Annotated in this window: 28 protein-coding genes; 1 reads left to right on the top strand and 27 read right to left on the bottom strand. The window is 70.4% G+C overall.

The window, feature by feature from the left end; all coding sequences use genetic code 11:
- Positions 1 to 123: 123 nt before the first annotated feature.
- The 23 genes from AW271_RS12610 to AW271_RS12510 all read right to left on the bottom strand — a co-directional run bounded on the left by AW271_RS12610 (position 124) and on the right by AW271_RS12510 (position 15,355).
- A complete protein-coding gene (locus tag AW271_RS12610; protein ID WP_063817955.1) occupies positions 124 to 2,898 on the bottom strand; it encodes a phage/plasmid primase, P4 family in 2,775 nt (924 codons plus the stop codon).
- 93 nt (positions 2,899 to 2,991) lie between these two features.
- Positions 2,992 to 3,672 (bottom strand): hypothetical protein, encoded by a 681-nt coding sequence (locus tag AW271_RS12605; RefSeq protein WP_062336131.1) that lies wholly within the window; start codon positions 3,670 to 3,672, stop codon positions 2,992 to 2,994.
- Positions 3,673 to 3,686: 14 nt separating this feature from the next.
- Positions 3,687 to 4,472 carry a PD-(D/E)XK nuclease family protein gene (locus tag AW271_RS12600; protein ID WP_063817954.1) on the bottom strand — a complete coding sequence of 262 codons (786 nt, stop codon included), beginning with the start codon at positions 4,470 to 4,472 and terminating at the stop codon, positions 3,687 to 3,689.
- A complete protein-coding gene (locus tag AW271_RS12595) occupies positions 4,472 to 4,942 on the bottom strand; it encodes a hypothetical protein (RefSeq protein WP_157554041.1) in 471 nt (156 codons plus the stop codon). The genes AW271_RS12600 and AW271_RS12595 overlap by 1 nt, the downstream gene beginning before the upstream one ends.
- Positions 4,939 to 6,810, bottom strand: coding sequence for a UvrD-helicase domain-containing protein (locus AW271_RS12590; RefSeq protein WP_062336127.1), 1,872 nt, complete (start codon positions 6,808 to 6,810; stop codon positions 4,939 to 4,941). Before AW271_RS12590 ends, AW271_RS12595 begins: the two co-directional genes overlap by 4 nt.
- Positions 6,807 to 7,391, bottom strand: a complete 585-nt coding sequence (locus tag AW271_RS12585) for a hypothetical protein (protein WP_062336126.1) — start codon at positions 7,389 to 7,391, stop codon at positions 6,807 to 6,809. Before AW271_RS12585 ends, AW271_RS12590 begins: the two co-directional genes overlap by 4 nt.
- Before the next feature lie 81 nt (positions 7,392 to 7,472).
- Entirely contained in the window at positions 7,473 to 8,351 is an 879-nt protein-coding gene (locus tag AW271_RS12580; protein ID WP_062336124.1) for a DUF2303 family protein, read from the bottom strand.
- Positions 8,348 to 8,713: a YfdP family phage-associated protein gene (locus AW271_RS12575; protein ID WP_062336122.1), complete on the bottom strand. Its 366-nt coding sequence runs from the start codon at positions 8,711 to 8,713 to the stop codon at positions 8,348 to 8,350. The genes AW271_RS12580 and AW271_RS12575 overlap by 4 nt, the downstream gene beginning before the upstream one ends.
- A 54-nt stretch (positions 8,714 to 8,767) precedes the next feature.
- The gene (locus tag AW271_RS12570; protein WP_062336120.1) at positions 8,768 to 9,187 is read right to left on the bottom strand and encodes a hypothetical protein; all 420 of its coding nucleotides are present in this window, start codon (positions 9,185 to 9,187) and stop codon (positions 8,768 to 8,770) included.
- On the bottom strand, positions 9,184 to 9,714 hold the full coding sequence (locus AW271_RS12565; protein WP_062336119.1) for a RusA family crossover junction endodeoxyribonuclease: 531 nt from the start codon (positions 9,712 to 9,714) through the stop codon (positions 9,184 to 9,186). The genes AW271_RS12570 and AW271_RS12565 overlap by 4 nt, the downstream gene beginning before the upstream one ends.
- Positions 9,711 to 9,860: a hypothetical protein gene (locus AW271_RS39630; protein ID WP_157554040.1), complete on the bottom strand. Its 150-nt coding sequence runs from the start codon at positions 9,858 to 9,860 to the stop codon at positions 9,711 to 9,713. Before AW271_RS39630 ends, AW271_RS12565 begins: the two co-directional genes overlap by 4 nt.
- Complete coding sequence (locus AW271_RS39625; protein WP_157554039.1) at positions 9,857 to 10,015, bottom strand: hypothetical protein; 159 nt, start codon at positions 10,013 to 10,015, stop codon at positions 9,857 to 9,859. The genes AW271_RS39630 and AW271_RS39625 overlap by 4 nt, the downstream gene beginning before the upstream one ends.
- Entirely contained in the window at positions 10,015 to 10,506 is a 492-nt protein-coding gene (locus AW271_RS12560) for a hypothetical protein (protein WP_062336117.1), read from the bottom strand. Before AW271_RS12560 ends, AW271_RS39625 begins: the two co-directional genes overlap by 1 nt.
- Positions 10,499 to 11,140 (bottom strand): hypothetical protein, encoded by a 642-nt coding sequence (locus AW271_RS12555; RefSeq protein ID WP_062336115.1) that lies wholly within the window; start codon positions 11,138 to 11,140, stop codon positions 10,499 to 10,501. The genes AW271_RS12560 and AW271_RS12555 overlap by 8 nt, the downstream gene beginning before the upstream one ends.
- Positions 11,140 to 11,322 (bottom strand): hypothetical protein, encoded by a 183-nt coding sequence (locus AW271_RS12550; RefSeq protein ID WP_062336113.1) that lies wholly within the window; start codon positions 11,320 to 11,322, stop codon positions 11,140 to 11,142. Before AW271_RS12550 ends, AW271_RS12555 begins: the two co-directional genes overlap by 1 nt.
- On the bottom strand, positions 11,319 to 11,933 hold the full coding sequence (locus AW271_RS12545) for a helix-hairpin-helix domain-containing protein (RefSeq protein WP_062336111.1): 615 nt from the start codon (positions 11,931 to 11,933) through the stop codon (positions 11,319 to 11,321). Before AW271_RS12545 ends, AW271_RS12550 begins: the two co-directional genes overlap by 4 nt.
- Complete coding sequence (locus AW271_RS12540; RefSeq protein WP_062336109.1) at positions 11,930 to 12,334, bottom strand: hypothetical protein; 405 nt, start codon at positions 12,332 to 12,334, stop codon at positions 11,930 to 11,932. Before AW271_RS12540 ends, AW271_RS12545 begins: the two co-directional genes overlap by 4 nt.
- Before the next feature lie 54 nt (positions 12,335 to 12,388).
- Positions 12,389 to 12,772, bottom strand: a complete 384-nt coding sequence (locus AW271_RS12535) for a hypothetical protein (RefSeq protein WP_062336107.1) — start codon at positions 12,770 to 12,772, stop codon at positions 12,389 to 12,391.
- Positions 12,769 to 13,041 carry a hypothetical protein gene (locus tag AW271_RS12530; RefSeq protein WP_157554038.1) on the bottom strand — a complete coding sequence of 91 codons (273 nt, stop codon included), beginning with the start codon at positions 13,039 to 13,041 and terminating at the stop codon, positions 12,769 to 12,771. Before AW271_RS12530 ends, AW271_RS12535 begins: the two co-directional genes overlap by 4 nt.
- Complete coding sequence (locus AW271_RS12525; protein WP_062336103.1) at positions 13,034 to 13,486, bottom strand: hypothetical protein; 453 nt, start codon at positions 13,484 to 13,486, stop codon at positions 13,034 to 13,036. The genes AW271_RS12530 and AW271_RS12525 overlap by 8 nt, the downstream gene beginning before the upstream one ends.
- Positions 13,483 to 14,775, bottom strand: coding sequence for a hypothetical protein (locus tag AW271_RS12520; protein WP_062336101.1), 1,293 nt, complete (start codon positions 14,773 to 14,775; stop codon positions 13,483 to 13,485). The genes AW271_RS12525 and AW271_RS12520 overlap by 4 nt, the downstream gene beginning before the upstream one ends.
- A 116-nt stretch (positions 14,776 to 14,891) precedes the next feature.
- Positions 14,892 to 15,086, bottom strand: coding sequence for a hypothetical protein (locus AW271_RS12515; RefSeq protein ID WP_062336099.1), 195 nt, complete (start codon positions 15,084 to 15,086; stop codon positions 14,892 to 14,894).
- Positions 15,086 to 15,355, bottom strand: coding sequence for a helix-turn-helix domain-containing protein (locus AW271_RS12510; RefSeq protein WP_062336097.1), 270 nt, complete (start codon positions 15,353 to 15,355; stop codon positions 15,086 to 15,088). Before AW271_RS12510 ends, AW271_RS12515 begins: the two co-directional genes overlap by 1 nt.
- Before the next feature lie 178 nt (positions 15,356 to 15,533).
- On the opposite strand from AW271_RS12510, the gene AW271_RS12505 reads away from it, so the two are divergent.
- Positions 15,534 to 16,145, top strand: a complete 612-nt coding sequence (locus tag AW271_RS12505) for a helix-turn-helix domain-containing protein (RefSeq protein ID WP_062336095.1) — start codon at positions 15,534 to 15,536, stop codon at positions 16,143 to 16,145.
- Here the strand turns inward: AW271_RS12505 and AW271_RS12500 are convergent, their stop codons facing one another.
- The 4 genes from AW271_RS12500 to AW271_RS12485 all read right to left on the bottom strand — a co-directional run bounded on the left by AW271_RS12500 (position 16,146) and on the right by AW271_RS12485 (position 20,421).
- Positions 16,146 to 16,442: a hypothetical protein gene (locus tag AW271_RS12500; RefSeq protein ID WP_062336093.1), complete on the bottom strand. Its 297-nt coding sequence runs from the start codon at positions 16,440 to 16,442 to the stop codon at positions 16,146 to 16,148.
- Positions 16,443 to 16,708: 266 nt separating this feature from the next.
- Positions 16,709 to 18,169, bottom strand: coding sequence for a recombinase family protein (locus tag AW271_RS12495; protein WP_062336091.1), 1,461 nt, complete (start codon positions 18,167 to 18,169; stop codon positions 16,709 to 16,711).
- Positions 18,166 to 19,104, bottom strand: coding sequence for an ATP-binding protein (locus AW271_RS12490; protein WP_083976496.1), 939 nt, complete (start codon positions 19,102 to 19,104; stop codon positions 18,166 to 18,168). The genes AW271_RS12495 and AW271_RS12490 overlap by 4 nt, the downstream gene beginning before the upstream one ends.
- A 960-nt stretch (positions 19,105 to 20,064) precedes the next feature.
- Positions 20,065 to 20,421, bottom strand: coding sequence for a YraN family protein (locus AW271_RS12485; protein ID WP_062336089.1), 357 nt, complete (start codon positions 20,419 to 20,421; stop codon positions 20,065 to 20,067).
- Between the last annotated feature and the right edge of the window lie 74 nt (positions 20,422 to 20,495).

The raw sequence follows: 20,495 nt of genomic DNA, 5'->3' as shown, positions 1-20,495 counted from the left end.
ATGTGAGGGGCTTAATGTGAGACAACCTGTCACCTGTCACCCGAGGGGGGTTGAAAGCCCCCTTTCTGCAGCTCAGTGCGGGTGACGGGGCGATGACACATCTGTCACCCGTCATCGGACCCGTCACCATGCCGATCCCTGCGATGCCCACGGGTCGCCTGGGTCGGTGGCGGCCGGGGTGACAGGTTGGTTGGTCTGGGTGACAGATCCCGGCTCGTCGACTCCGGCGGGGGCGGTGGGCCAGGAGGCGTCCGCGGAGTCGTCGGTGTCCTCGGTGTAGAGGCTGATGCCGGTGTAGAGGCGGGCGGCCTTGGTGCGGGTGGATCCGACGTTGTGGCGGCGGGCGAGCTCGGTGCTGAGAGTCTTCGGGGTGACGGGGGTCTCCCCCTCGGTGAAGCACCAGCGTTCGTAGGCTTCGCGGAGCTTGCTGATTTTGATCTGGACGTGCTCTCCGCCGCCGATGCGGCAGCAGTCCTCGACGAACCTGCTGACGGTGTCCTGGTCGGCCTCGTAGGCGAGCGTGGCGGCCTTGACGCGCTCAGGGTCGGCGAGGCCCTGGGCGGTGGCTTCGACGGCTCCGGCGATAATCCAGGCGAGCAGGGCGGGCCCGTGGTCGCGGGCGAGGATTCCCTGCAGGTCCTCGACGACCTTCTCCTCGGGCACCTCGTGGTCAAACGGGATGAGCCGCAGGCGCCGCCAGAAGCTCCGGCCGCCGGCGCGGACCTTCGGCTGATGGTTGCCCATGAGCCACAATTTGTGAGTCGGTTCAAAAGTAAAATGGTCCGCGCGCATGAACCGGGCGGTCAGAGAATCGCCGCCCGTGAGCAGCTTGACTTTCACTTCGTCGAATCGGTCGTCGTCTCCGACTTCGGAGCAGACGACCATTCTCATTCCGGCAAGTCGGGCAATCTCGGTTTCGTGCTGTGAATGTGCTTTAGCCATCAAGAAACCGCTCGGGGCGGTGGTAGCGTAATCTCCAAGAACGGCGATAATGGCTTCCAGGAATACGCCTTTGCCGTTTCCTCCGGAGCCGACGCAGAAGGGCAGCCGGTGGTGTTTGACCGATCCGGTGGCGCTGTAGCCGACGAGGCGGCGCAGGTAGGCGATGAGGTCGGGGTCGGCGCCGAAGGTGTCGTCGAGGAACTCGTGCCAGCGGCTGGGGTCGGCGCCGGGGTCGGGGGCGACCCGGGTGATGCGGGTGTGGAGGTGGGCGGCGTCGGCGGCCAGGAGCTCGCCGGTGGCCAGGTCGACGATCCCGGCGGGGGTGTTGAGTTCCATGGGGCGGGCGTCGAGGTCGGCGTAGGCGACGACGGCGCGGACGTCGGTCTGGGCCTGGGCGAGCATGCTGGTGATGCCGCCGGCGGACAGGGCCTTCTTCTTGTGTTCGACGGCGGTCTTGCCGTCGTCGGGGAAGCTGCGGCAGACGCGCTTGGCGTATTCCCGGACGATCCCGCCACCGGCGGGCTGCCACTCCCAGCGCTGCCCGTCCCAGGAGAGCCAGCGGCCTCGGTCGGCGCAGTAGCGGATGACGTCGCCGAACCGGTCGATGAGGGCCAGGGCGTTGCCGTCGTCGCTGTGCTCGTAGGTGCGCTCCTCGACTAAGGCGAGGGCAGGCGGGGGCGGCGGGTCGAGCTGGTGGACGGTGGCGAGGTTGCCGATGACGGGCCCGGCCTGGACGGTGTGGGTGGGTGGCGGGGTGGGGCCGGGCGCGGGGCGGGTGGGTTCGGTGCGGTGGCCGTAGCCCTGGGCGGCGAGGTCCTTGGCGGCGGCTTCAAACGCGGTCTGGCTGGTGGAGCCGTGGTTGAGGAGGGTGTAGGCGCCGAACTTGTCGTAGGGGCGTTCGGTGTCGAACACCGTGCTGGTGGTGAAGACGTAGAGGTTGTCGGCGCCACCGCGGCCGGTGGTGGCGGAGATGCCGTGGGTTTTGCCGGGGCGCCGCCAGTGGACTTCTCCGTCGGAGCGGACCCAGACGATGGTCCAGCCGAGGGGGCCGAGGATGTCGCGCTGCCAGTCGGCCTTCTCGTTGTAGTCGTCGCCGGGGCTGATCCCGCCGTCGACGCCGTACGGGGTGGCGGGCTGGGAGAACCACGGCGAGGTGGGGAGCGCCCTGAGGGCGGGCCGGGGCGCGGCGACGGGCGGCGCGGTGATGGGCATCCGGTCGAACGCCCCGGCGAGGTGGTGGAGCGCGTCGCGTTCGTCGGCGGTGACGGTGGCGATGGTGGCGGGCCCGCCAGCGGCCATGGTCCAGGGGCGGCCGGTCGGGTGGGTGCGCCCGCCGGAGGGCGCGAGGACGACCCAGCCGCCTTCGCCTCGGGTTTCGATGAGGACCTGGGGGACCTGCTCGGGGCGGGTGATGTTGTCGAGCTTGGCCTGGCGGCGGGCGCGCTCGTCGGCGGCGAGGTCCTCGCCGTCGAGCTCGGCCTGGCGCTCGGCCTTCCACGCGGCGAACTCCTCGGGGGTGGACGGCCGTCGGGCGAGGTGGGTGTTGCCGGCGACGGGGTCGGCGTCGACGCGGTAGAGGATGTGGAGGCCGCCGCTGGGGGTCCACTCGCTGTAGCCCTGGACGACGCGCGTCCACAGGTCTCCGAGGCTGCTGTTGGTGGCGAGCTCGGTGAGTTCGGCCAGGATGCCTTCGGCGACGGCGCGGCCTTCGAGTTCGAGCATTTCGATGTTGCCGGATGCGGCGCCGGTGACGATGCCGAGGCCGTCGAAGGGGCCGTCGATGAACCAGCGGGTGATCCGGTCGGTGTCGGGCCGGGGGTGGCTGCCGCCCTTCTGGGTGTACTGCCGCCAGCTGGACACGCTCGGGCGTTTGGTGCCATCGGTGGCGGCTGGTAGGACGCAGAGCCCTGCGTTGTGCAGGGCCTGGGCGGTGCTGTGGATGGTGCTGTGGTTCACGTACTACGTCCCCTCGGTGCCAGCCGTGATGGGGCGGGGCAGTGACCGGGCCCGCGTTTCGGTCGCTGCCCCGCGTGGTGGTTCGGGTGCGGGTTAGGCCTGGGGCGGGGGCGTGCCGAAGGTCATGCCGAGGTTGGCGGCCGCGGCGGCGGTTTCGGCGGAGACGACCTGGCCGTTGGGCATGGTGACCATCCCGCCGGCGGGCGGCTGCGGCTGGGCCGGCGGGGCGGCCTGGTAGCCGGGGTTGGGCTGGGCCGCCTGGTAGGCGGGGGCGGGCTGCTGCTGGGCGGGCGGCGCGTAGGCGGGCGCGGGCGCCGGGGCGGCGGTCGGGAGCGGGACGTGCGGGACCTGGGGGGCGGGGTTACCGGCGGCAGATCCGAACTGCGGAGCGGACTGGAAAGGGTTGCCGCCGACGGACTGCATGTACTGGCCCGCGTAGGCGGCGTCCTCCTGGCTGAAGGGCTGGAGGATGTAGGGCGCGGACTGGTTGGCCTTCGCGGTGCCCTGGGCGAGGCGGGCGAGGACGGGGTCCTTGCCGATGTTGCCGGACAGGGAGCCGATCAGGGGCTTCTGGAACAGCAGCACGTTCTCCTCGACCTGGGGGCCGCCCTGGGCGGTGAGGACGACGAGGTCGACGCGGAGGGCGTCGCTGGTGCCGAACTGGGTGGCGATGTTCTCCTCCAGGCGGCGCGGGAAGAAAACGATGAGGTGGCCGACGAAGTCCTTGGCCTTCCAGTCCGAACCGGCGGCGGGCTGGCTGAAGTTGAACGACATGCGGGTGGTTCCTTTCAGTTGGTGATCCCGGGGCAGCCCCGGGCGAGGTTGGTGGACTTGGGGAGGTGCCAGGGGCAGTAGGTGCAGTAGGCGTCGCCGACGGGGAACGCGCCCCAGATGGCCGGGTTGTTCTCGGGGTCGAGGTCGGCCAGGACCTTCATGACGTTGTCGCGGCGCGTCAGGGCGTCGAGGGCGATCTGGGGCTGGAAGGGTTCGGTCCACACGTAGACGCCGTCGAGGCGTCCGGCGCGGGGCAGGAAGACGACGGCGACGTGTTCGACGTCCTCGCCGGCGTTGCGGTAGCCGAGCCCGTAGACGTGGGCCTGGACGCGGTAGGTGACGCCGGGGTCGCGGTTCTTCCGGACCTTCTCCATGGAGGTGGTGCCGGGGAACTTCCAGTCGATGACGGTCTTGGCCTGCCGGTCGAACAGGTCGCAGGACCCCTTGAGGGTGGCGTCGGCGGCGACGCGCTGCTCGGTGATGTAGCGGGGCCGGCCGTCCGGGAGGGTGGGGTTGAACTTGTTGAACGTCTCTTCCATCCAGCCGTGCGCGGCCGTGCCTATGACGGAGGCGAGCGGGTCGGTGTCCTTGTTCGGCTTGGGGTCCCAGTCGAGGAGCTTGTAGGCGAGCTTCCTGACGCAGGGGGTGCCGATCTCGGAGGGGCCGATCGCGACCTGGCGGGAGCGCGGGGCGTTGGCGGAGGCGTGCCGGATGGTGCCGACGACGTTGGCGGCGATCTGGGCGGCCAGCCCGTCAAGCAGAGGAGGGTTGACCGGGGCGACGGCGGGCTGGGTGAACATCAGGCGGATTTCCAGCCCTTGCGCAGCAGGTGGCGTGCGATCCTGTCGGCGGTCGCGGGGGCCACCTCACCGCCCTCCCAGAGGCTTTCGCGCACCGCACTGGTGAGTGCGGCGAGCTGCTCGGGGTCAGGTTCGGCGTCGGCGGCGTCGGCCATCTCGGCGAGGACAGCGGCCATGGCCCGCGCCGTGGCCGCGTGGACGCGACCACCGGCGAATCGGATCTGCTTGCCCTCGCGGATGAACGCGAAGCCGTGGGTGGTGTATTCGCGCTTCTCGGGATCCGGCCAGTCGGGCCGGTCGAGGATGAGGACCGACAGGCCCATGCCCTTGGCGATCCCGGCGAGGACGTTGCGGAGCTCTTTGGCGGGCACCACCACGTCACGGGCGGAGGCGAACTTGCAGGCACCATCGCCTTCCACCCACACGTGGAGCTGGTCGCCACTCTCGTCGGTGAACGTGTACTGGGTCACTTCCACTCTCCGGCGAGCTTGAAGGGGCGGGCCTGCTTCTTCGGCTTGGCGAACTTGGCCCAGATCTCGGGGTGCTCCTCGCGGAGGCCCTTGCTGTCGACGGAGTAGCTGACGGCGGAGGGCTTCCATGTGATGGCGGGGCGGCCGTCGAGGGTGGCGGCGTGGTGGTCGCCGACCATCGCCTGCAGCTGCTCTTCGGCGCGTTCCTTCCTGGCCTTGGCGGCTGCCTCTTCGGCGGCGGCTTCCTTGATCTCCGTGAGCCAGTTCCGCGCCTCGGCCGGCAGCTCGATCGCGTCGTCGTCTTCGGGCGCCGTCGGCGCGGCGAGGGCTGCGGGTTGCGGAAGCGTGGAGATGCTCGTCGGCGCGGCGGCCTGGCCGAGGCCGGGGATGGCGGGCTGGCCGCCGCCGGTGCCGAGCATCGTCCGGTCCAGGACGTCCTTGCCGCGGGTGACGGCGACGTAGGTGAGCATCACCTCGGTGGTGCGCAGCTCGCCGGTCTGGGGGTCGTAGATGTCGCCGAAGTCGCTGGCGAGCTGGACGGTGCCCCACTCGCGGCCCTTGGCCTTGTGGGCCGTGGAGACGATGACGCGGGCGTTGTACTCGTCGACGAGCGAGGACAGCACGCCGAGCACGCGGTTGACGCCCAGGGAGTCGATGAGCTTGACGAACGTCTTGAGGTCGGCGCCGCCGGCGTCGTGTTCGGCGTACTCCTGAACTTCGCTCCACGAGGAGAAGGCCATGAGTTCGGGGTGGTGGACGGAGCGTCCGGCCTGGAGGTCACGGGCGGCCTCGGCGAGCATCCGGATGTCGGTGCCGCCGCCGACGAGGGCGGTAGGGTGGCCGGCGGCCTGGGCGGCCATGGCGTGGGAGACCGCGCCCGCGTTGGAGCGGCAGAGGATCGCGTCGGCCTGGGCGAGCGGGGCGAGCCGGGAGTCGCGGCCCGGGTTGCCGGTCAGGCGCAGGGGTGCGTCGAGGAGGCCGAGCCAGTGGTTGGCTTCCTCAGCGATGCGCTGCCCGAACCGCCAGGACTGGGTGAGGGCCAGGCGCTGCCCGTTGAAGCCGCTCATGGCGTCGACCGCGCCCCGCCAGCCGTAGATGGCCTGCGAAGAGTCGCCGACGAGGATCCGCTGGGCGGACTGGCCGTTGATGACAGAGGCGATGACGGGGTTGGCGTCCTGGGCCTCGTCCAGCATGACGAGGTTGTAGGGCAGGGCGGGGTTGGTGAGGGCCCACAGCTTCAGGTAGTGGTCGTGGGTGAAGCGGAGCACGCCACCCTTCTCGTCGCGGATGTCGGCCCAGGCGCGCACCGCGATGGGAACGATGGCGGTCCGCAGCTCGGTGCGAAGGGCCGGGGTGTCGAGGCCGGGGACGTCGGGGACGTGGTCCCAGCCGATCTGGTCGGCGGCGGACCAGCAGAAGCGGGCGATGGTGTCGGAGACGAGCCGGGCGACCTTGGCGGCGGTGAGGCCGGTGTCGCCGATGTGGAGGACGGCGGGGATGGCGAGCAGCTGCGCGACGACACGGGCGGGCTGGCGGGCACCGTTGAGCCGGTGCTGGAACTTCTTGCCGACGGCGGCGAAGGCGAGGCCGTGCGCGGTCGAGCAGTGCACGTTGGGCGGGAAGCTGGCGCGGGCCTCGTCCGCGATGGCCCTGTTGTAGGCCACGTAGAGGCCGCGGCCGCGCGTGTGCTGCCCGAGCATCTTGAGCGTGGTCGTCTTGCCGGTGCCCGCGCCGGCGGTGATGGTGAGGTCGGCTCCGGTGGCGGCGGCGTCGATGATGGCCTGCTGCTCCGGCGTGGGCGGCACCTCGTAGACGGGCGCGGCCGGGGCGGCGGGGGCGCCGCCGGGCTGGGAGAAGGTGAACGTCATCGCGCCAGCTGCCTCTCCGTCAGGCCCTGGAGGCGGGCGGCGAGCTGGTTGGCTCGGGCGGTCTCACGCAGGCAGACCGAGCGGGGCTGGCCGCAGATGAGCGTCTGGACCTGCCTCATCTCGCTGAGCTGGTGCGCGGGCCGGTAGCCGAGGCGGTGCTGGGCCGGTTCGGTCGGCTGGTCGGCCGCGGCGAGAGCGGCGACGGCGGCCTCGAGTTCGGTGACGCGGGCGTTGGCGTTGGCGAGGTCGCCCTGCAATTTCCGCGCGTCGCTGAGCTGGTCGGCCAGCGCGGTGTTCTGGCCGCGGGCGGCGACGAGATCGCGGTTGAGTTCCAGGTTCTCCGCCAGCATCTCCCGCGCGAGCTCGTTCCCGGCCCCGGAGCCGTCGGTGAGCCCGTATCCGGCGGCGAGGAGGTCGTCGATGACGGCGGTGGCGAGCTTGTGGGCGTCGCGGGTGTCGCTGACGAAGATCGTGTTCGTGATGATGTCGCGGGCGTTGCTGGTCAGGTATGCCGCCTCGAGGTCGACGGCGAAGGGGTCGCCGATGGGTTCGCGGTCGCGGCGGCGGAAGGGCCAGATCATGAGGCGGGCCTTCTGGTTGAGGGTGGGCGCCGGTGGCTACGGCGGGTCGCTGTAGCCACCGGCGCTATGGGGCGGTGCGGGTCAGCGGGTGGTGGCGATGCGGCTGGGCGGCGCGGTGGCGGCGGCCGGGACGCCGTGCAGGATGGGGATCTCCAGGTCGCCCTCGATCGAGGCGACGACCTGGCGGAACGCGTCGCGGAGCCGCTCCTCGGGGTTGTCGAGGAGGTAGCCGAGGGTGAGGCGGCCGCCGCGGACCCGGTAGCGGAACCGGGCAGTGATGTCGATCGGGAGGGCGTCCTCGTACGGCTTCAGGCGGATGGTGAACGTCTTGGGGATGTCGACGCTGCCGCCGCCGGCGCGGGCGTTCGTGGTGTCGGTGTAGACCAGCTGGCGGTCGCCGTTCTGCAGGACCACCGCGCTGGAGAACGACGCCTCCGAGGTGGCCTGGAACTTGAGGGCCATCTCGAGCATGTCGGCGCCGGACGGCAGGACGACGTCGGGGAGGTGGTCCTCGAGGAACTCGGCGAAGCCGACCTGGTCGAGGTCCTTGCCGTTGAGGGCGAGCCACTGTGTCCAGGCGGGGGTGCGCTTGAGGGTGAGGATGAGGCGGTGGTCGCCCCACCGGGCGGTGTCGTCCCGGAACAGGGCGCCGTCGGTGGCCTGGTGGGCGTTGAGGACCGCGGTGATGGTGTCGGCGTCGATGTTGGCGTACGTCTCGGTGCCGTCGTCGGCGTGCTTGCGGTAGTAGACGGCGAAGCTGGCGGCCTCGGCGACGTTGATGGTGCCGGTCTTCCGGCGGGGCTGGGCCAGCTGGTTGTCGGCCAGGTCGACGATCTCGACGCGGTCGCGGAGCTTGAAGGCGTAGATGTAGCCGGGCGCGAGCTGGTCGGGCTCCTGGAGGTTTTCCAGGGCGTCGATGATGGCGTCGTTCTCGGTCCGCTGAGGGGTGGGGATGGTCACTGGGCGCTCCGGGCCTGGGTGAGGGAGGGGACTTCCTGGACGACGCCGGGCAGGGTGAGCTGGCGGGGGTCGTTGCGGGAGAGGTTGCCGCTGCCGTCAACGAAGAACGCCGAGACGGGCTGGCTGGTGGCGGGCGGCGCGCTGGAGACGCCGGCCTTGATGGTCAGGACGTGGGTGTCGCCGGGCGCGATGGGGGCCACCTCGACCTTGAGGGTGAGGGTGCCCTTCTTGCCGGTGTCCTGGATGGCCTTGACGAGGGTGTGCATCTCGCGGGAGAGGGCGTCGTGGACGCGGCCTGCGTCGAGCTCTTGGAGGATCGCGGCGAACGGCCGGATCTGCTCCTCGCCCTTGGTGTCGGTCACGGTTTTCCTTCCTTGGGGCCCCTCGAGGAGCCGGGTTCTCGTTGGGGTGGTGGTTCAGGCGGCGGGGATGACGGGCTCCTTGCCGCTCCCCTTGCACTGGCCAGCCGTGACGACGGACTTGGTGGCGCTCGGGGAGTGCGAGACGAGGACGCCCTCGAGTCGCATCCGCAGGCCGGTGCGGCCGCAGACCGGGCAGGCGTCCTTGGTGGCGGGCCGCCGGTTGAGCTTCCTGTCGGGGTCGTCGGCCAGGCCGAGGGCGGTGAGGATCACGTCCTGGTCGTCGGGGGCGAGGCGGGCGATGAGCCGCCGGGCGGCGGCCTGCGCTTCGGGGTCGGGTGTGGGGTCGTCGACGGAGGCGACGAACGTCTTGGCGTTCGGGCCGCGCGATTTGCCTCGCGCCTTCTTCTCGAGGGCGTCGTTGAGGCGGAGCTCGCGCTGGAGCTGGTACATGGGGTCGAGCTGGCTGGTGGTCATGAGGTTCCGCCGATGGGCCAGATGCGGATGATCGCGCCCGGCATGGCCAGGGCGTTGGGGTGGCCGGCGTAGTACTTGGCGACGCGGCCGTCGACGATCTGCGCGTCGTCGCACATCACCGACGCCTGGTTGAGGGCGTCGCCGATGGCGCGGCCGTGGTGGTCCCAATCCCCCGCTGAGCGGGTGATCGGGTCACGGTCGAGCGGCACCGACTTGGGGCGCTCGAGGGCGACGATGAACTCGGCGCGCAGGGCACCCCGGAGAAGGCCGTGGTCCTTCTTCCGGGTGCCGCACCGCTGGCACGGGCCGGCGTGGTTCTTCTTCGGCTTGCCCTTGTCGTCGAGCTTGTCCGACAACGGGGGGACGTGCTGGTGGGTGCCGAGCAGGTCCATGGCCGCGTTGCGGACGGCTGCCCGCCACGGCTCGAGGGCGGCGGCGTTGCTGTAGTAGCCGCGCCCGTTCTTCCCGCAGGAGATGGCCGCCTGCCCCTCGGGTGAGCCGTAGGCGGTGATCGTGATCAGCTTCATCGGCCGCCGCCGATCCGGTCGGCGAACACCAGCGCGCCGGCCAGGGAGAGCAGCCCGGCGACGACCGCGGCTCGGGCCCAGGCCGCCCGGGTGGTGAGGGCGAGCACGGCGAGCGCCGACACGGAGACGATGACCCAGGTGATCACGGCCTCTCACCCGCCACGGCGATCATCCAGATGACGCCGACGACCAGGAGGATCTTGAGGAGGTTGGCGGCGGCCTCCGGGTAGCCGCGCCGGTCGGCGACGACCACGCCGACGAGGACGGTGACGAGAGCGACGCTGGCGTGGAAGACGAACATCAGCGGCCCTCCATGAGGTCGGCGAGCTGCTGGTTGTCCAGGCCGTCGACTGCGGCGCGGATCGCGGTGGCGACGTCGTCGGGCCCGACGATCGCGCGGGCGACGGCCAGGGCGTGCTGGAGGTCGACGGGAAGCGCGGCGTCCTCGTCGAAGGCGATGCCGGTCCAGGGCTCCAGCCAGGCGGCGAGCGGGTCGGCCAGCCCGGGGTGAACGAGACAGATCCACAGGGCGTCGCCCGTCGCGAGGTTGTCGTCCTCGCAGCCTTCGGCGCCGGTTGTCAGCACGGTCGTGCCGCAATCGGGCTCGCACTCGGCGTCGGGGTCGTACATGCCCTTGTTGCAGTAGGGCCGGGTGATGGTGTGGGCGTGGCCGTCCTCGCTCCGGCCCGGCGTGCCGTAGGAGACCCACGGACCGCGTGTTGCCCCTGCGGCGGTCTCGCGCAGCTTGGCGACAGCGGCCACGAGCGTCTCTGCGGGGGTGCGCTCAGCCATGGATGGGCCTCGCGATCTCGCGCAGGAGGACGATGCCGTCGGGCCGCCCCTGAGCGAGCTCGAAGGCGAACACGTAGCCCGGGTAGCCGCGGGCGAGCAGCTCCCGGTTGTGCACGTCGGCCTTGGCGATGGCCAGCAGGAGGGTGGCCCGCCAGCCGCTCGCGGGGAGGCCGACGTGCCCGAATTGGAAGAGCACGTGAGCGGCGATCTCCGGGGTGACGTCGTTGATCGACGACCTGGGCGACACCGCGAGCGGCGCCCACAGGTCGGCGATCGTCTGGGCGCGGCGGGTGAGCCATTCGCGGACGGCCGGCTCGTCGTCGGTGGTGACGGTGATGTCGGCGCGGGAGAGCCGGGCTTCGCGCGGGAGCACGAAGTAGATCGTCAGGATGTCGGCCGTCTGGACTTCGGCGTCGGGGGCGTCGCGGGTCCAGTCCCACCTGTAGACCTGCTCGAAGGCGCTGCCGGAGTCGGGGAGCTCGTCGACGAACTCGTCCCAGGAGGCGAACGTGTAGTCGACCTCGTTCCACGGGTCGGTCGGCCGGTAGCGGTTGCCGTACGGCGCGGCGAAGGGGTGCTGGGCTTCCCAGAGTTGGGGCATGCCCTGGTTGACGGTGATCTCGTAGCGGCTCATCAGGCGCTCCGCAGGTCAGAGGTGGGGGCGTGGTGGCACTTGCAGGGCGTGTGCGGGGTGGTGACGGGCGTCATGGCGACGATCGCGGCGTGGGCGGACCAGCCGGTCAGCGACGACCCGCGGCCCGTGCGCTGGTGCCGGGCGGGGACGGGGCGGCGGCCCGCGTGGCGGCCCCGGCTCACGCCGCGCCGTCCAAGGCGGCGGTCAGCTTGGCCAGTCGGCCGTCACCGAATCCCGGCACCTCGAGGAGGTCGGCCTTCGATCGGGCCGCCAGGTCGCTCATGGTCGTGATGCCGTGGTCGGCGAGCGGCTTCGACTGGTGCCAGGTCACGCCGGGCAGGTCGGAGATCAGGGTGGTGCCGGGCAGCCCGGAGGCGGCGATGTGGTCGGCCAGGAGCGTGGTCAGGGGACGGGGCCGGACGCAGTCGCACCGGTATTCGCAGCACGCCTCGGGGTGGTCCGTGTCCTTGACCAGGCGGCCCTTGACCAGCAACGCGCGGCCCTGGTCGTCTCGCTTGTGGCGGCCGATGTGCGATTCGTCGACGAGGTGGCCGCACTTGCAGCGGGTCCGCTCGTCCTGGTCCTCCGACCAGGTCTGCGTCTTCTTTGCCGCCTCGGCGGACACCACGGAGTGGATCGAGTAACCGACGCACTGACCGGAGCCGAGGTTGCGCTCGCCGTCCTGCATGAGGTTGGCGGCCTCGTCGGCGTCGGCGGCCTTGACCTTGTACTCGTATTCGAGCAGCGCCCGGATCACGAACTCCTGCTCGACGGCGGTCGTCTCGACGGTCACGACTGCACCTGGCCCTGCTGGACGTACGGCCGCTGGTAGGCGGGCGGGGCGAGGCCCTCCTCGGCGTCCTGGAGGTCGTGCGCCGCGTTCAACCGCTGCAGCGCCGCTTCCTGCGACGGGTCCAGGTCCGGGGGGTAGTTGCGGCGGTCGGGCGGCAGGAGGGCCGACAGCGTCGGCTCCGGCTCCGCGAACGTCCACATCTTGGTGACGGCCGCCCGCAGCTCGGAGACGGTCTTCGCCTGCTTGGCCCTCACGGCGTCGATCTGCCGCTGCAGGTCCGCCGCCTCGGCGTCGGCCTGGGCGTCGATCGCCTTGATGTCGTCGTCGACGTTGCAGGCCAGCCGCTTGATGGTGTCCCGCGACAGGACCAGCGGGTCGGCCTGGGAGATGGTGTCGTTCATGTGGTTCTCGTTTCTGGAGGGCCCCCGCCGGTGGTTGGCGGGGGCCGTCGCATGTCAGGGGGTGGAGGGCGCGAAGCGCAGGGGGAAGTCGCGGGGCACCATCACGTCGCCGAACTGGCGGATGCCGGTGTCGTAGTAGTGGAGGCGGATCTCGTCGAAGTGCTCGCCGGCCTCGCGGGCGGAGAGGATCACGACGGGGCCGGCCTTCTTCCACCACGCGGCGATGACGGTGAGGGGGAAGTCGTCGCGGTGGACGAGGTCGGCGGCCGTGTGGACGTCCGGCACGCTCGCGGGGCGGAGGGCGGTCGCGGCGGCCAGGGCGAGCGTGGCGTGCACCTGGGCGCGGGCGACGAGGTACTGGGCGTGCCCGTCGAGGTCCGCGCCGTCAGCACGGCGAAGAAGCGCCTCGGCTTCCTGGTAGTGATCGAGACCGGTCATCGGGCATCACCGGCCTGCTGCTCGGCGGTTCGGTAGGTGACGGGGTGGTCCCTGACGATCGAACGCGCGGCCGAGATGGTCGACTCGATGGAGTCGAGGTCCCCCTCGGCGAAGAACTTCAGCACACCCCGCAGCTGGGCCGATCGATGGGCCAACACGTCGGCCCGCTTCTCCCGGTCGTCGTAGTCGGCATAGAAGGGCACGTCGAGGATGGTCGTGATCTCGCGGATCAGCTCTCGAACGTCCTCGACCGGGATGCGCTCAGCCACGGTCGTCACCACCGCTCGGCTGCTTGTTGGCCGCCTCGATCAGCTGAGTCGGGACGACCCAGCGGTCGCGCTTCCGCTTCTCGTCCGGCCGGTGTTCGCAGATGCCCTCGGCCCAGAGCGTCGCCGTGACGAACACGCCCTCCATCCGGCCGTTGATCACGACTCGGGCGTGGGGCGTGCCGTTGACGATCGCCAGCTCGACGGTGACGTCCTCCATCTCGCCGATGAGGGTCAGCGCCTGCGCCATGGCCTGCTCGGCAGTGGCGGTCGCCCGGCGGGAGTGCTCCGGCTTCCACAGCTCGATCTCGACGTAATTGGACGGCAGCGGAAAGTCGCGGTGGTCGCCGAGGAAGTCGATCAGGTCCTGCATCCCGGCGAGGGTGGCGACGCGGCGCTGGTACGGCGCCATGCCCCGCTGGAAGTTGAGACGGTCCTCGAAGTTCATCGCGCACCGCCGCCCAGGTGCTCGTTCGCGGCCTTGAGGTCAGCGGCCACATCCGCCGGCATCTCCCAACGGACCGCCCACCCGTCCTCGACCAGCGACGCCTTGTGCGCGTCGATCTTCGAGGCCGAAACGGTGGTCGAGCCCGTCGACTTGCCGTCCACCGTGGTGGCGACGACGTACAGGACCTCGCCGAGGTCGTGGCCCGGGATCCACCTGATGGTCGCGACCCGGGCCGGCGGCTCGGCCGCCTCGTCCGCGCCCCACGCCTCGCACGCGGCGGCCAGCTCGCCGGCGTGCTCCCACGAGCCGCCGATGAGCTCGTCGCCGAGCTCGTGGTTGATGGCTTTGCGGGTCGCCTCGACGACCGCTTCGGGGGACGCGTAGCCGGCCACCATCAGGTCGTCGGGGGTCTCGTTGCTGCCGTCGTCGTGGAGCTCGGCGTAGCGCCAGGACGGGCCGCGCTCGGGGCCGCCCTCCTCGCGCCCGGTGTGCCACTCCCAGAGGAGGAGCAGTCCGTCGGGCCACCCGTCGTCGTCGCCCTCTCCGGCGATCGGAGCCAGGGTGATCACGGCGTCGAGGTAGCAGTGGGTGCCCTCGGTCTCGCTGTCCTCGGTCCAGAAATCGGAGACCTCGATGCCGGAGGCGTTCAGCGCGGCGACTACGGCGGAGATGTAGTCGTCCTGCGGCAGCGCGTCGGCCAGGTCCACCGGCACCGGCCGGTCGCACTCCTCGTGGCCGTACATCCCGACCACCGCGTCGCATCGTGGGCAGTGCCAGTGGGACGTGCGGTCGGTAGCCTCCGCGCAGCACTCTCGCAGTGGCGGGACGGCCGGGCGGCTCCCGTGCTTGCGGTGCAGCTGCTCCAGGTGCTCCCGGTACTGCACGTCCCAGCGGGTCGGCCGGTAGATCGGCCGCACGTTCAACTCGTGCAGCTCAGCGGCGATCTGCTCAGCGGGGGCGGCGTCGGCCTCGGCGATGTGCCGGGCGAGGTCGGCCTCCTCCTCGGCGTCGCGCTCCCGGCGCCGCTCCGCCCACCCGCAGGCGAGCAGCGTGGCGCGGATCTCGTAGCTGGTGGACAAGTCCTCCCACGCGTACACGGCGTCGGCCGCGTCCGTCGCGGACCCGCCGGTGTTCAGTCCCAGGTGGGTGGCGAGCGCCTTGTAGACGTCGCGGCCGGTGCCGGGGCTGGTGGCGTTGACGGCGTTGGCCAGGTTGCCGCCGGGGTGGCAGTCCATGTGGGTGAGCGCGTTGAACACCTGGATCGACAGCGGCGTCGTCGGCTGCGTCATCGGCGCACCGCCGCGTCGTAGATGATGGTCATCGGTCCTGCTCTCCTTCTGCGAAGAGGGGGATGGAGCGGGGCTCGCGGGCTCCGGGTGCCTCCGGGGCCCGCCTGAGTTCGCGGCTAAGCCGCGGCGGCCTGCGGGACCTGCATGAGGTCCACGAGGCGGGAGATGGTCACCGGGTCGCTGATGGTCGGCGGGAGCCCGGAAGAGGCGCGGGAGTCGCGGAGGAACGCCAGGAAGGCGGGGTCCTTCAGCCGTTCGGCCGGGGGCAGGTCGAGCCATGGCGCGGTGTGCGCGGGCTGCCGCTCCCCCATCAGGACTCGCCCCCCGTGAGCGCGGGCTCGGCGGCGTCGGCGTAGTGCTCGGGGCTGACGATGGCGGCCAGCGGGACCTTGAGCAGGTCGGCGATCTGGCGGCACAGCGGGACGGGCGCGGCCTTGCGGCCGGCCATGACGTTGCTGATGAACGAGTGGCTCTTGTCGAGAGCGGCGGCCAGCTCCCCCACGCGCCAGCCGTGTGCTTCGGTGAGGGCGCGGATGGTGGCGCCTCGCCGAACGTTCTCGGGTTCCAGGGGGTGGGTCATGCCGCAACCCTAGGGAACAATCGGGAACTTTTCAAGGAAGAACCGGCAAGAAACAGCAACTACAGTCGCACGACCTCCGAAAGAGTTCCCGATTACGCCCTTGACTTGCCGGTTGTTTCGGTTTCGTCACCGAGTAGTCAGCTCGACTGTTCCCGGATGTTCCCTCATGATGTGCTGCATGAGCCGACGACGGGCCCCGCTCGGCGACGTCGCCGCCTTTGTGACTCAGCGGCGGGGAGAGCTGGGCATGACTCAGACCGAACTCGCAGCCGCGAGCTCGGTCGACGTGAAGACGATCTACAACTTGGAGTCGGGCGAGAAGTGGCCCCAGGCCGCCACGCGCGCCCGTGTCGAACGAGCGCTCGGCCTCTCTCCCGGCACTCTCCACGAGATTCGAGAAGGCGGCGATGTGCCGGCACCCGCGCCTCAGAAGGTGGCGCCGTCCCCCGGTTTGCTCTTCGCGCTGTCAGGCAGCCGTGTCCGGTGGGAGTCCGTGGAGGAAGTCTTCGGCGAGCTCGAGAGGTTGGCCGGCCAGTTCGACGTTTCCGTTGGGGATGTTCTCGTGGCGACAGGTCTAGTCTCAGCCGATGATCTCCGCACTTCGCCGGCCAGGATCGGGAGGCTGAGTCGTCCGCCCGCGACTGTGTCGCGGCCTGAAGAGATCGTCACGCTGGACGATGCGCTCGCATGGGTTGTCGCGACGAGCCCCGGTCTTTCGCGCGGCCAGATCAAGGATCTGGAGAAACAGCTCCGTCGCCTCAAACAGGCCGCGCCGGAAGACCAGGAATAGCTACTTCACTCGATCGAGCGACCGGAACGGCCCGGTCGGCGAGTCGTCAGGGGCGTGTTGCCGTTTCGCCGCGCCCTCGACGCGCAGGGCGTGGATGGCGAGGCGGGCGTGGGCGAGGGCGCCGTTGTCAGGTCGGGTGAGGATGGTCGCGAGCGTCCACAGGCTTGCGAGCCCTGTGGCGAGCCGCATGAGCGAGTAGATCTCGTAGTCGAGGTCGGTGAGGATTGCGCAGCCCCCCGTGACCAGCCAGAGCAGGCCGGTGGCGACGTACAGGACGATGCGCGAGTACAACCCCATGCTGGTAGTTCCCTCCCATCGGACCTCCCTGTCCCCCTACGGGCGGTATCCGATCGTGCGTTCGACATTCCCGGGGCGAGACGCAGTGCCGACCACTGTAGATGCGTAAGGGAGGCGTGGGAATAGGTCCTTAGGACCGGTCCATACCGGATTCGGCGGGACGTTATTGCCCTCTCACGCCATACGGCCCCCACGTGCCGCGATAGACGCGGATGTCCAGATTTGATCTGGTCTCGGTAAGGAGGATCTGTCGCCATAGGCAGCGTTTACGCAACCCAGTCAATTTTGAAGCGTGCCGCGTCGAATTTATTGCGGCCACGTACACCCGGCAGAACCCACACCTTCTCCATCACGGCACGGATATACGCCGACTTTCGACTGGCCGGAATCTCCGGGTTCGTCAACCAGGCCAGCGCCTGCTCCCCCGACTTCGGTGCGTCCGCGAACGTCAGCGGAGCCCGGTGGTCGGACTTCTCCAGGCGGGCCCGGTTCTGACGCAGCCGCGCCTCGATGGGGACTCGAGCCGCCAGCCACTCCTTCCGCGTGATCCGCCGCTCTCCCAGGTCGCCCGCCAGCGCTTCGAGCTCCGCTTCGTCATCGGCGATCTCCGCCAGGACCTTGTCGGCGGTGACGTCACTCCCGGCCGACATGAGCCGGGTCATGAAGGGCTGGTCGTCCAGCGCTCCGGCGACCAAGGTGAACAGATGCTCCTCAATGGGCTCGGACAAGGCCATGATCTTGCCGCAGCCTCCGGCGCCCGGCACCGCGTTGCACACATACCTGCGCCGGCCCAGCCCGTCAGGTCTGCCCACAAGCCGCCTGGCGCATCCCTCGCGGCCGCAGTAGAGGACTCCGCTCAATGGGTAGCGTCCGTTCCGCCCGGGGCTCACACGGCGTGCTGGGTCGAGCAGGATGCCGTGCAGTCGGGTCATCTCTTCTCGCTTGATGATCGCGGGCCATTCGGCGACGGCCATGATCTCGCCGACGTTCGGCCGCGTCCCGTCCGGGTTGCGTGGCCGGTGCTCTCGCAGCCCGGCGATCCGCGGGGAGATCAGCATCCGTTTCAGGATGGGGACGCTCCAGCCGTTGGGCCGGTTCGTGGCGGTGGGGACGCCACGCACGTTGAGGTCCTTGGCCACGCTCGCGATGGCCTCGCCCGCGAGGACTCGGCGGGCGCACTCCTGGATGGTCTGGGCCTCTGCGGGACGGACTGTGATCCCGTCCTTCTCGTAGCCGTAGGGGCGCGATCCGCCGCCGCCGTACTTCCCGGACTTGGCGAGCTGGAGGAGCTTGCTCTTGAGCCGCTCAGACTTCTGCTCGGACTCCGCACGGGCGACACTGCCCAGGATGCGGGCGACCATTTTGCCGCTGCTGGTGTCGAGGTCGAGCTGGCCGGCCTTAACGGTGGAGATGCGGACGTGGTGCTTGTCGACGAGCTCGATGAAGTCCTCCAGTTCGCGTGGAGAGCGGTGGAGGCGATCGGCGTGCCAGGCGATGATGGCTTGGACGCGGCCGGCGGCTACGTCCGCCAGAAGGCGGGCGTAGTTGGGGCGGGTCTTCCCGGAGTATGCAGAGACGTCGTTGTCGGAGTAGACGTCGTAGATTTCCCAGCCGATCCGGGCGGCCAGCGTCCGGCATTCCTCTTCCTGGCGGGCGACGCCGAGCCCTGCTCCGGTCCGGTCGTTGGAGATGCGCACATAGATCGCGACCCGTAACGGTGTGCTCATGAAGTCAAGATACATAAGCTCGTACTGGCATGGGCCAGTGACACGGCGCCGGGACGGATCTGGCCGGTGCCGCCGCCGATGACCGCCGCGGCCGATGCGGTGTGGTGGGGCGCGACGAACGGCGGCCGGGCCAGCAGTGGACGGTCGGCGGGGAGGGTGCCGGCGATGGAGTGGATCGCGGTGACCTCGAGGGCCTGTTCCCGGTCGAGCGGCGGGATGATCGTGGTCAGCCGCTCGGCCAGCATGGTCTTGCCGGTTCCGGGCGGGCCGAGGAACCACAGGTTGTGACCCCCGGCCGCGCAGATCTCCAGGGCGCACCGGCCCAGGGCCTGACCCGCGACGTCGGCGAGGTCGAGGGTCTTCTCCTCGGCGGGTACGGCGAGCTCCATCGGGTCGAAGTAGGGCGCCCTGGCCCGCGCCTCGCCCTCACGCAGGATCTCCACGAGCTCCCCCAGCGACGCCACCGGCAACACCGCCAGCTCCGGCACGAGGGCCGCCTCGGCGGCGTTGGCCGCGGGCACCACCATCGTGCGCGCCCCGGCGGCGACCGCCGCGAGCGCCGCCGGCAGTGCGCCCCGGACGGGCCGCACCCGCCCGTCGAGCCCCAGTTCTCCCAGGAAGAACGGCTCGGCGATGCGTTCGGGCGGGACCAGCCCCGCCGCGCCCAGCACGGCCATGGCGATGGCCAGGTCGAAGGAGGAGCCCTTCTTGGGCAGCGAGGCGGGGAAGAGCGAGACGGTCACCCGGGCATCGGGCCAGTCGAACCTGCTGTTCAGCAGCGCCGACCTCACCCTGTCCCGGGCCTCGCTGATCGCCGTGTCGAGGAGGCCGATGAAGTGGGTGCCCACCAGCCCCCGTCCCACATCGGCCTCGACCTCGACGGTGTGCCCGGCCACCCCGACCAGCGCGGCGGACCGCGTACGTGCAACAGGCATCGAACAACCCCTCACGCCTTCCACCGAAGGCAGCAACATGAACACCCAAGGAACTCGCGCCGACCGACGACCTGCCCCGATTGCTAAAGTGATCTTGAACTCGGATGGCCCTGCGATCTCCCGGCCTCAAACGATCCCGACCCACAACGGCCTCAGTTCCAAACAGCCCCGGCACCGAGACACCCCTCGCCTTAAACGGCCCCGGCTCGGAAGGTCCGGGCCTTGGACGCCCCCACCCCAAACGCCGCCCCAAGCGACCCCGCCCACGAACGGCTCCGGCCTCAAAGCCGGCCGCCGACAGAGTGACTGTCCGACCGGCGCGGCCGAACACCACGGCTGGTTCCAGGTCTAAAAGACCCACGCCTGGGGCATTGCGCCCTCGCCCTGAACGGCCCAGGCCTCCAGACGGCCCTCGCCTTGAACGCCCCCGCCCGGAACGCCCTGGCGCCCAAACGACCCCACACCAAACGGCCCCGGCCTCGAACGGCTCCGCCTCAATGCGGCCTTCGGCGTAAACGCTGCCGCCCTCAACGGCCCTGGCTCCGAACGCCCCGTATCAAACGGCTCCAGCCTCGATCAGCTCCGCCTCACAGCGAGCGGTCCTCGACTTGACGACCCCGGCCCCCACCAGCCAGCTCTAAACGGCCCCGGCTCCAAAGAATCCCGTCCCGAACGGCGCTGGCCTCGAACAGCTCCGCCTCACAGGAGCCCTCGGCTTGACGACTCCGGCCACAAACAGAACCAGCTCTCAACGGCCCCGGTTCCAAAGAACCCCGACCCGAACCGCCCTGGCCTCGAACCGCTCCGCCTCGCAGGAGCCTTCGACTCAACGACCCCAGCCCCGCACGACTCCAGCTTCGAACGGCCAAGACTCCGAAGAACCCGCCCCGAACCGCCCTGGCCTCTAACCGCTCGAGCCCCAAACCACCCCCACCTGGTCCGATCCCGACACAAGGCATCTCAGAACACCCCCTTCTCATGCCGGATCGAAAAGGTCCCCGCGAACCCGTCAAGCGCCACCACGTCAATCCGCACCGACACGAACCGCTCCCCCTGCCCCGCCAGCCACCGAGCCCCCAGCCGCCGCAATCGCGAAAGCTTCGCCTCCGTCACCGAAGCGAACGCCGACCCGTAAGCCCCCGACGACCGCGTCCGCACCTCCACGACCACCAGCACCGCCCCGTCCCGGGCGACGATGTCGATCTCTCCCTCACGGCAGCGCCAGTTCCGGGCGAGGATCTCCATCCCCTGGCGCACCAGATACCGCGCCGCCAGTTCCTCGCCCGCCCGCCCCAGTTCGTCCTTCGCCGCTCCCATGCGCCAAACGCTCGCAGACCACGCCAGCCCGCCGACCCCCCACGCCACCGCCTGTGGACAACGAGGAACCTGTG

Origin of the sequence: Herbidospora sakaeratensis (assembly GCF_001570525.1) — a bacterium.
In the GTDB taxonomy this organism is placed as follows: Bacteria; Actinomycetota; Actinomycetes; order Streptosporangiales; family Streptosporangiaceae; genus Herbidospora; species Herbidospora sakaeratensis.
The sequence above is the reverse complement of the archived record's forward strand: the minus strand, read 5'-3'. Positions and strand labels throughout refer to the sequence as shown.

What these genes read in the sequence shown, in the direction of transcription:
- AW271_RS12605 (WP_062336131.1), bottom strand. Translation starts at nt 3,672, where the DNA reads ATGTCGTTCAACTTCAGCCAGCCCGCCGCCGGTTCGGACTGGAAGGCC.
- AW271_RS12600 (WP_063817954.1), bottom strand. Translation starts at nt 4,472, where the DNA reads ATGTTCACCCAGCCCGCCGTCGCCCCGGTCAACCCTCCTCTGCTTGAC.
- AW271_RS12590 (WP_062336127.1), bottom strand. Translation starts at nt 6,810, where the DNA reads ATGACGTTCACCTTCTCCCAGCCCGGCGGCGCCCCCGCCGCCCCGGCC.
- AW271_RS12585 (WP_062336126.1), bottom strand. Translation starts at nt 7,391, where the DNA reads ATGATCTGGCCCTTCCGCCGCCGCGACCGCGAACCCATCGGCGACCCC.
- AW271_RS12570 (WP_062336120.1), bottom strand. Translation starts at nt 9,187, where the DNA reads ATGACCACCAGCCAGCTCGACCCCATGTACCAGCTCCAGCGCGAGCTC.
- AW271_RS12565 (WP_062336119.1), bottom strand. Translation starts at nt 9,714, where the DNA reads ATGAAGCTGATCACGATCACCGCCTACGGCTCACCCGAGGGGCAGGCG.
- AW271_RS39625 (WP_157554039.1), bottom strand. Translation starts at nt 10,015, where the DNA reads ATGTTCGTCTTCCACGCCAGCGTCGCTCTCGTCACCGTCCTCGTCGGC.
- AW271_RS12560 (WP_062336117.1), bottom strand. Translation starts at nt 10,506, where the DNA reads ATGGCTGAGCGCACCCCCGCAGAGACGCTCGTGGCCGCTGTCGCCAAG.
- AW271_RS12555 (WP_062336115.1), bottom strand. Translation starts at nt 11,140, where the DNA reads ATGAGCCGCTACGAGATCACCGTCAACCAGGGCATGCCCCAACTCTGG.
- AW271_RS12540 (WP_062336109.1), bottom strand. Translation starts at nt 12,334, where the DNA reads ATGAACGACACCATCTCCCAGGCCGACCCGCTGGTCCTGTCGCGGGAC.
- AW271_RS12535 (WP_062336107.1), bottom strand. Translation starts at nt 12,772, where the DNA reads ATGACCGGTCTCGATCACTACCAGGAAGCCGAGGCGCTTCTTCGCCGT.
- AW271_RS12525 (WP_062336103.1), bottom strand. Translation starts at nt 13,486, where the DNA reads ATGAACTTCGAGGACCGTCTCAACTTCCAGCGGGGCATGGCGCCGTAC.
- AW271_RS12520 (WP_062336101.1), bottom strand. Translation starts at nt 14,775, where the DNA reads ATGACGCAGCCGACGACGCCGCTGTCGATCCAGGTGTTCAACGCGCTC.
- AW271_RS12515 (WP_062336099.1), bottom strand. Translation starts at nt 15,086, where the DNA reads ATGGGGGAGCGGCAGCCCGCGCACACCGCGCCATGGCTCGACCTGCCC.
- AW271_RS12510 (WP_062336097.1), bottom strand. Translation starts at nt 15,355, where the DNA reads ATGACCCACCCCCTGGAACCCGAGAACGTTCGGCGAGGCGCCACCATC.
- AW271_RS12505 (WP_062336095.1), top strand. Translation starts at nt 15,534, where the DNA reads ATGAGCCGACGACGGGCCCCGCTCGGCGACGTCGCCGCCTTTGTGACT.
- AW271_RS12500 (WP_062336093.1), bottom strand. Translation starts at nt 16,442, where the DNA reads ATGGGGTTGTACTCGCGCATCGTCCTGTACGTCGCCACCGGCCTGCTC.
- AW271_RS12495 (WP_062336091.1), bottom strand. Translation starts at nt 18,169, where the DNA reads ATGAGCACACCGTTACGGGTCGCGATCTATGTGCGCATCTCCAACGAC.
- AW271_RS12490 (WP_083976496.1), bottom strand. Translation starts at nt 19,104, where the DNA reads ATGCCTGTTGCACGTACGCGGTCCGCCGCGCTGGTCGGGGTGGCCGGG.
- AW271_RS12485 (WP_062336089.1), bottom strand. Translation starts at nt 20,421, where the DNA reads ATGGGAGCGGCGAAGGACGAACTGGGGCGGGCGGGCGAGGAACTGGCG.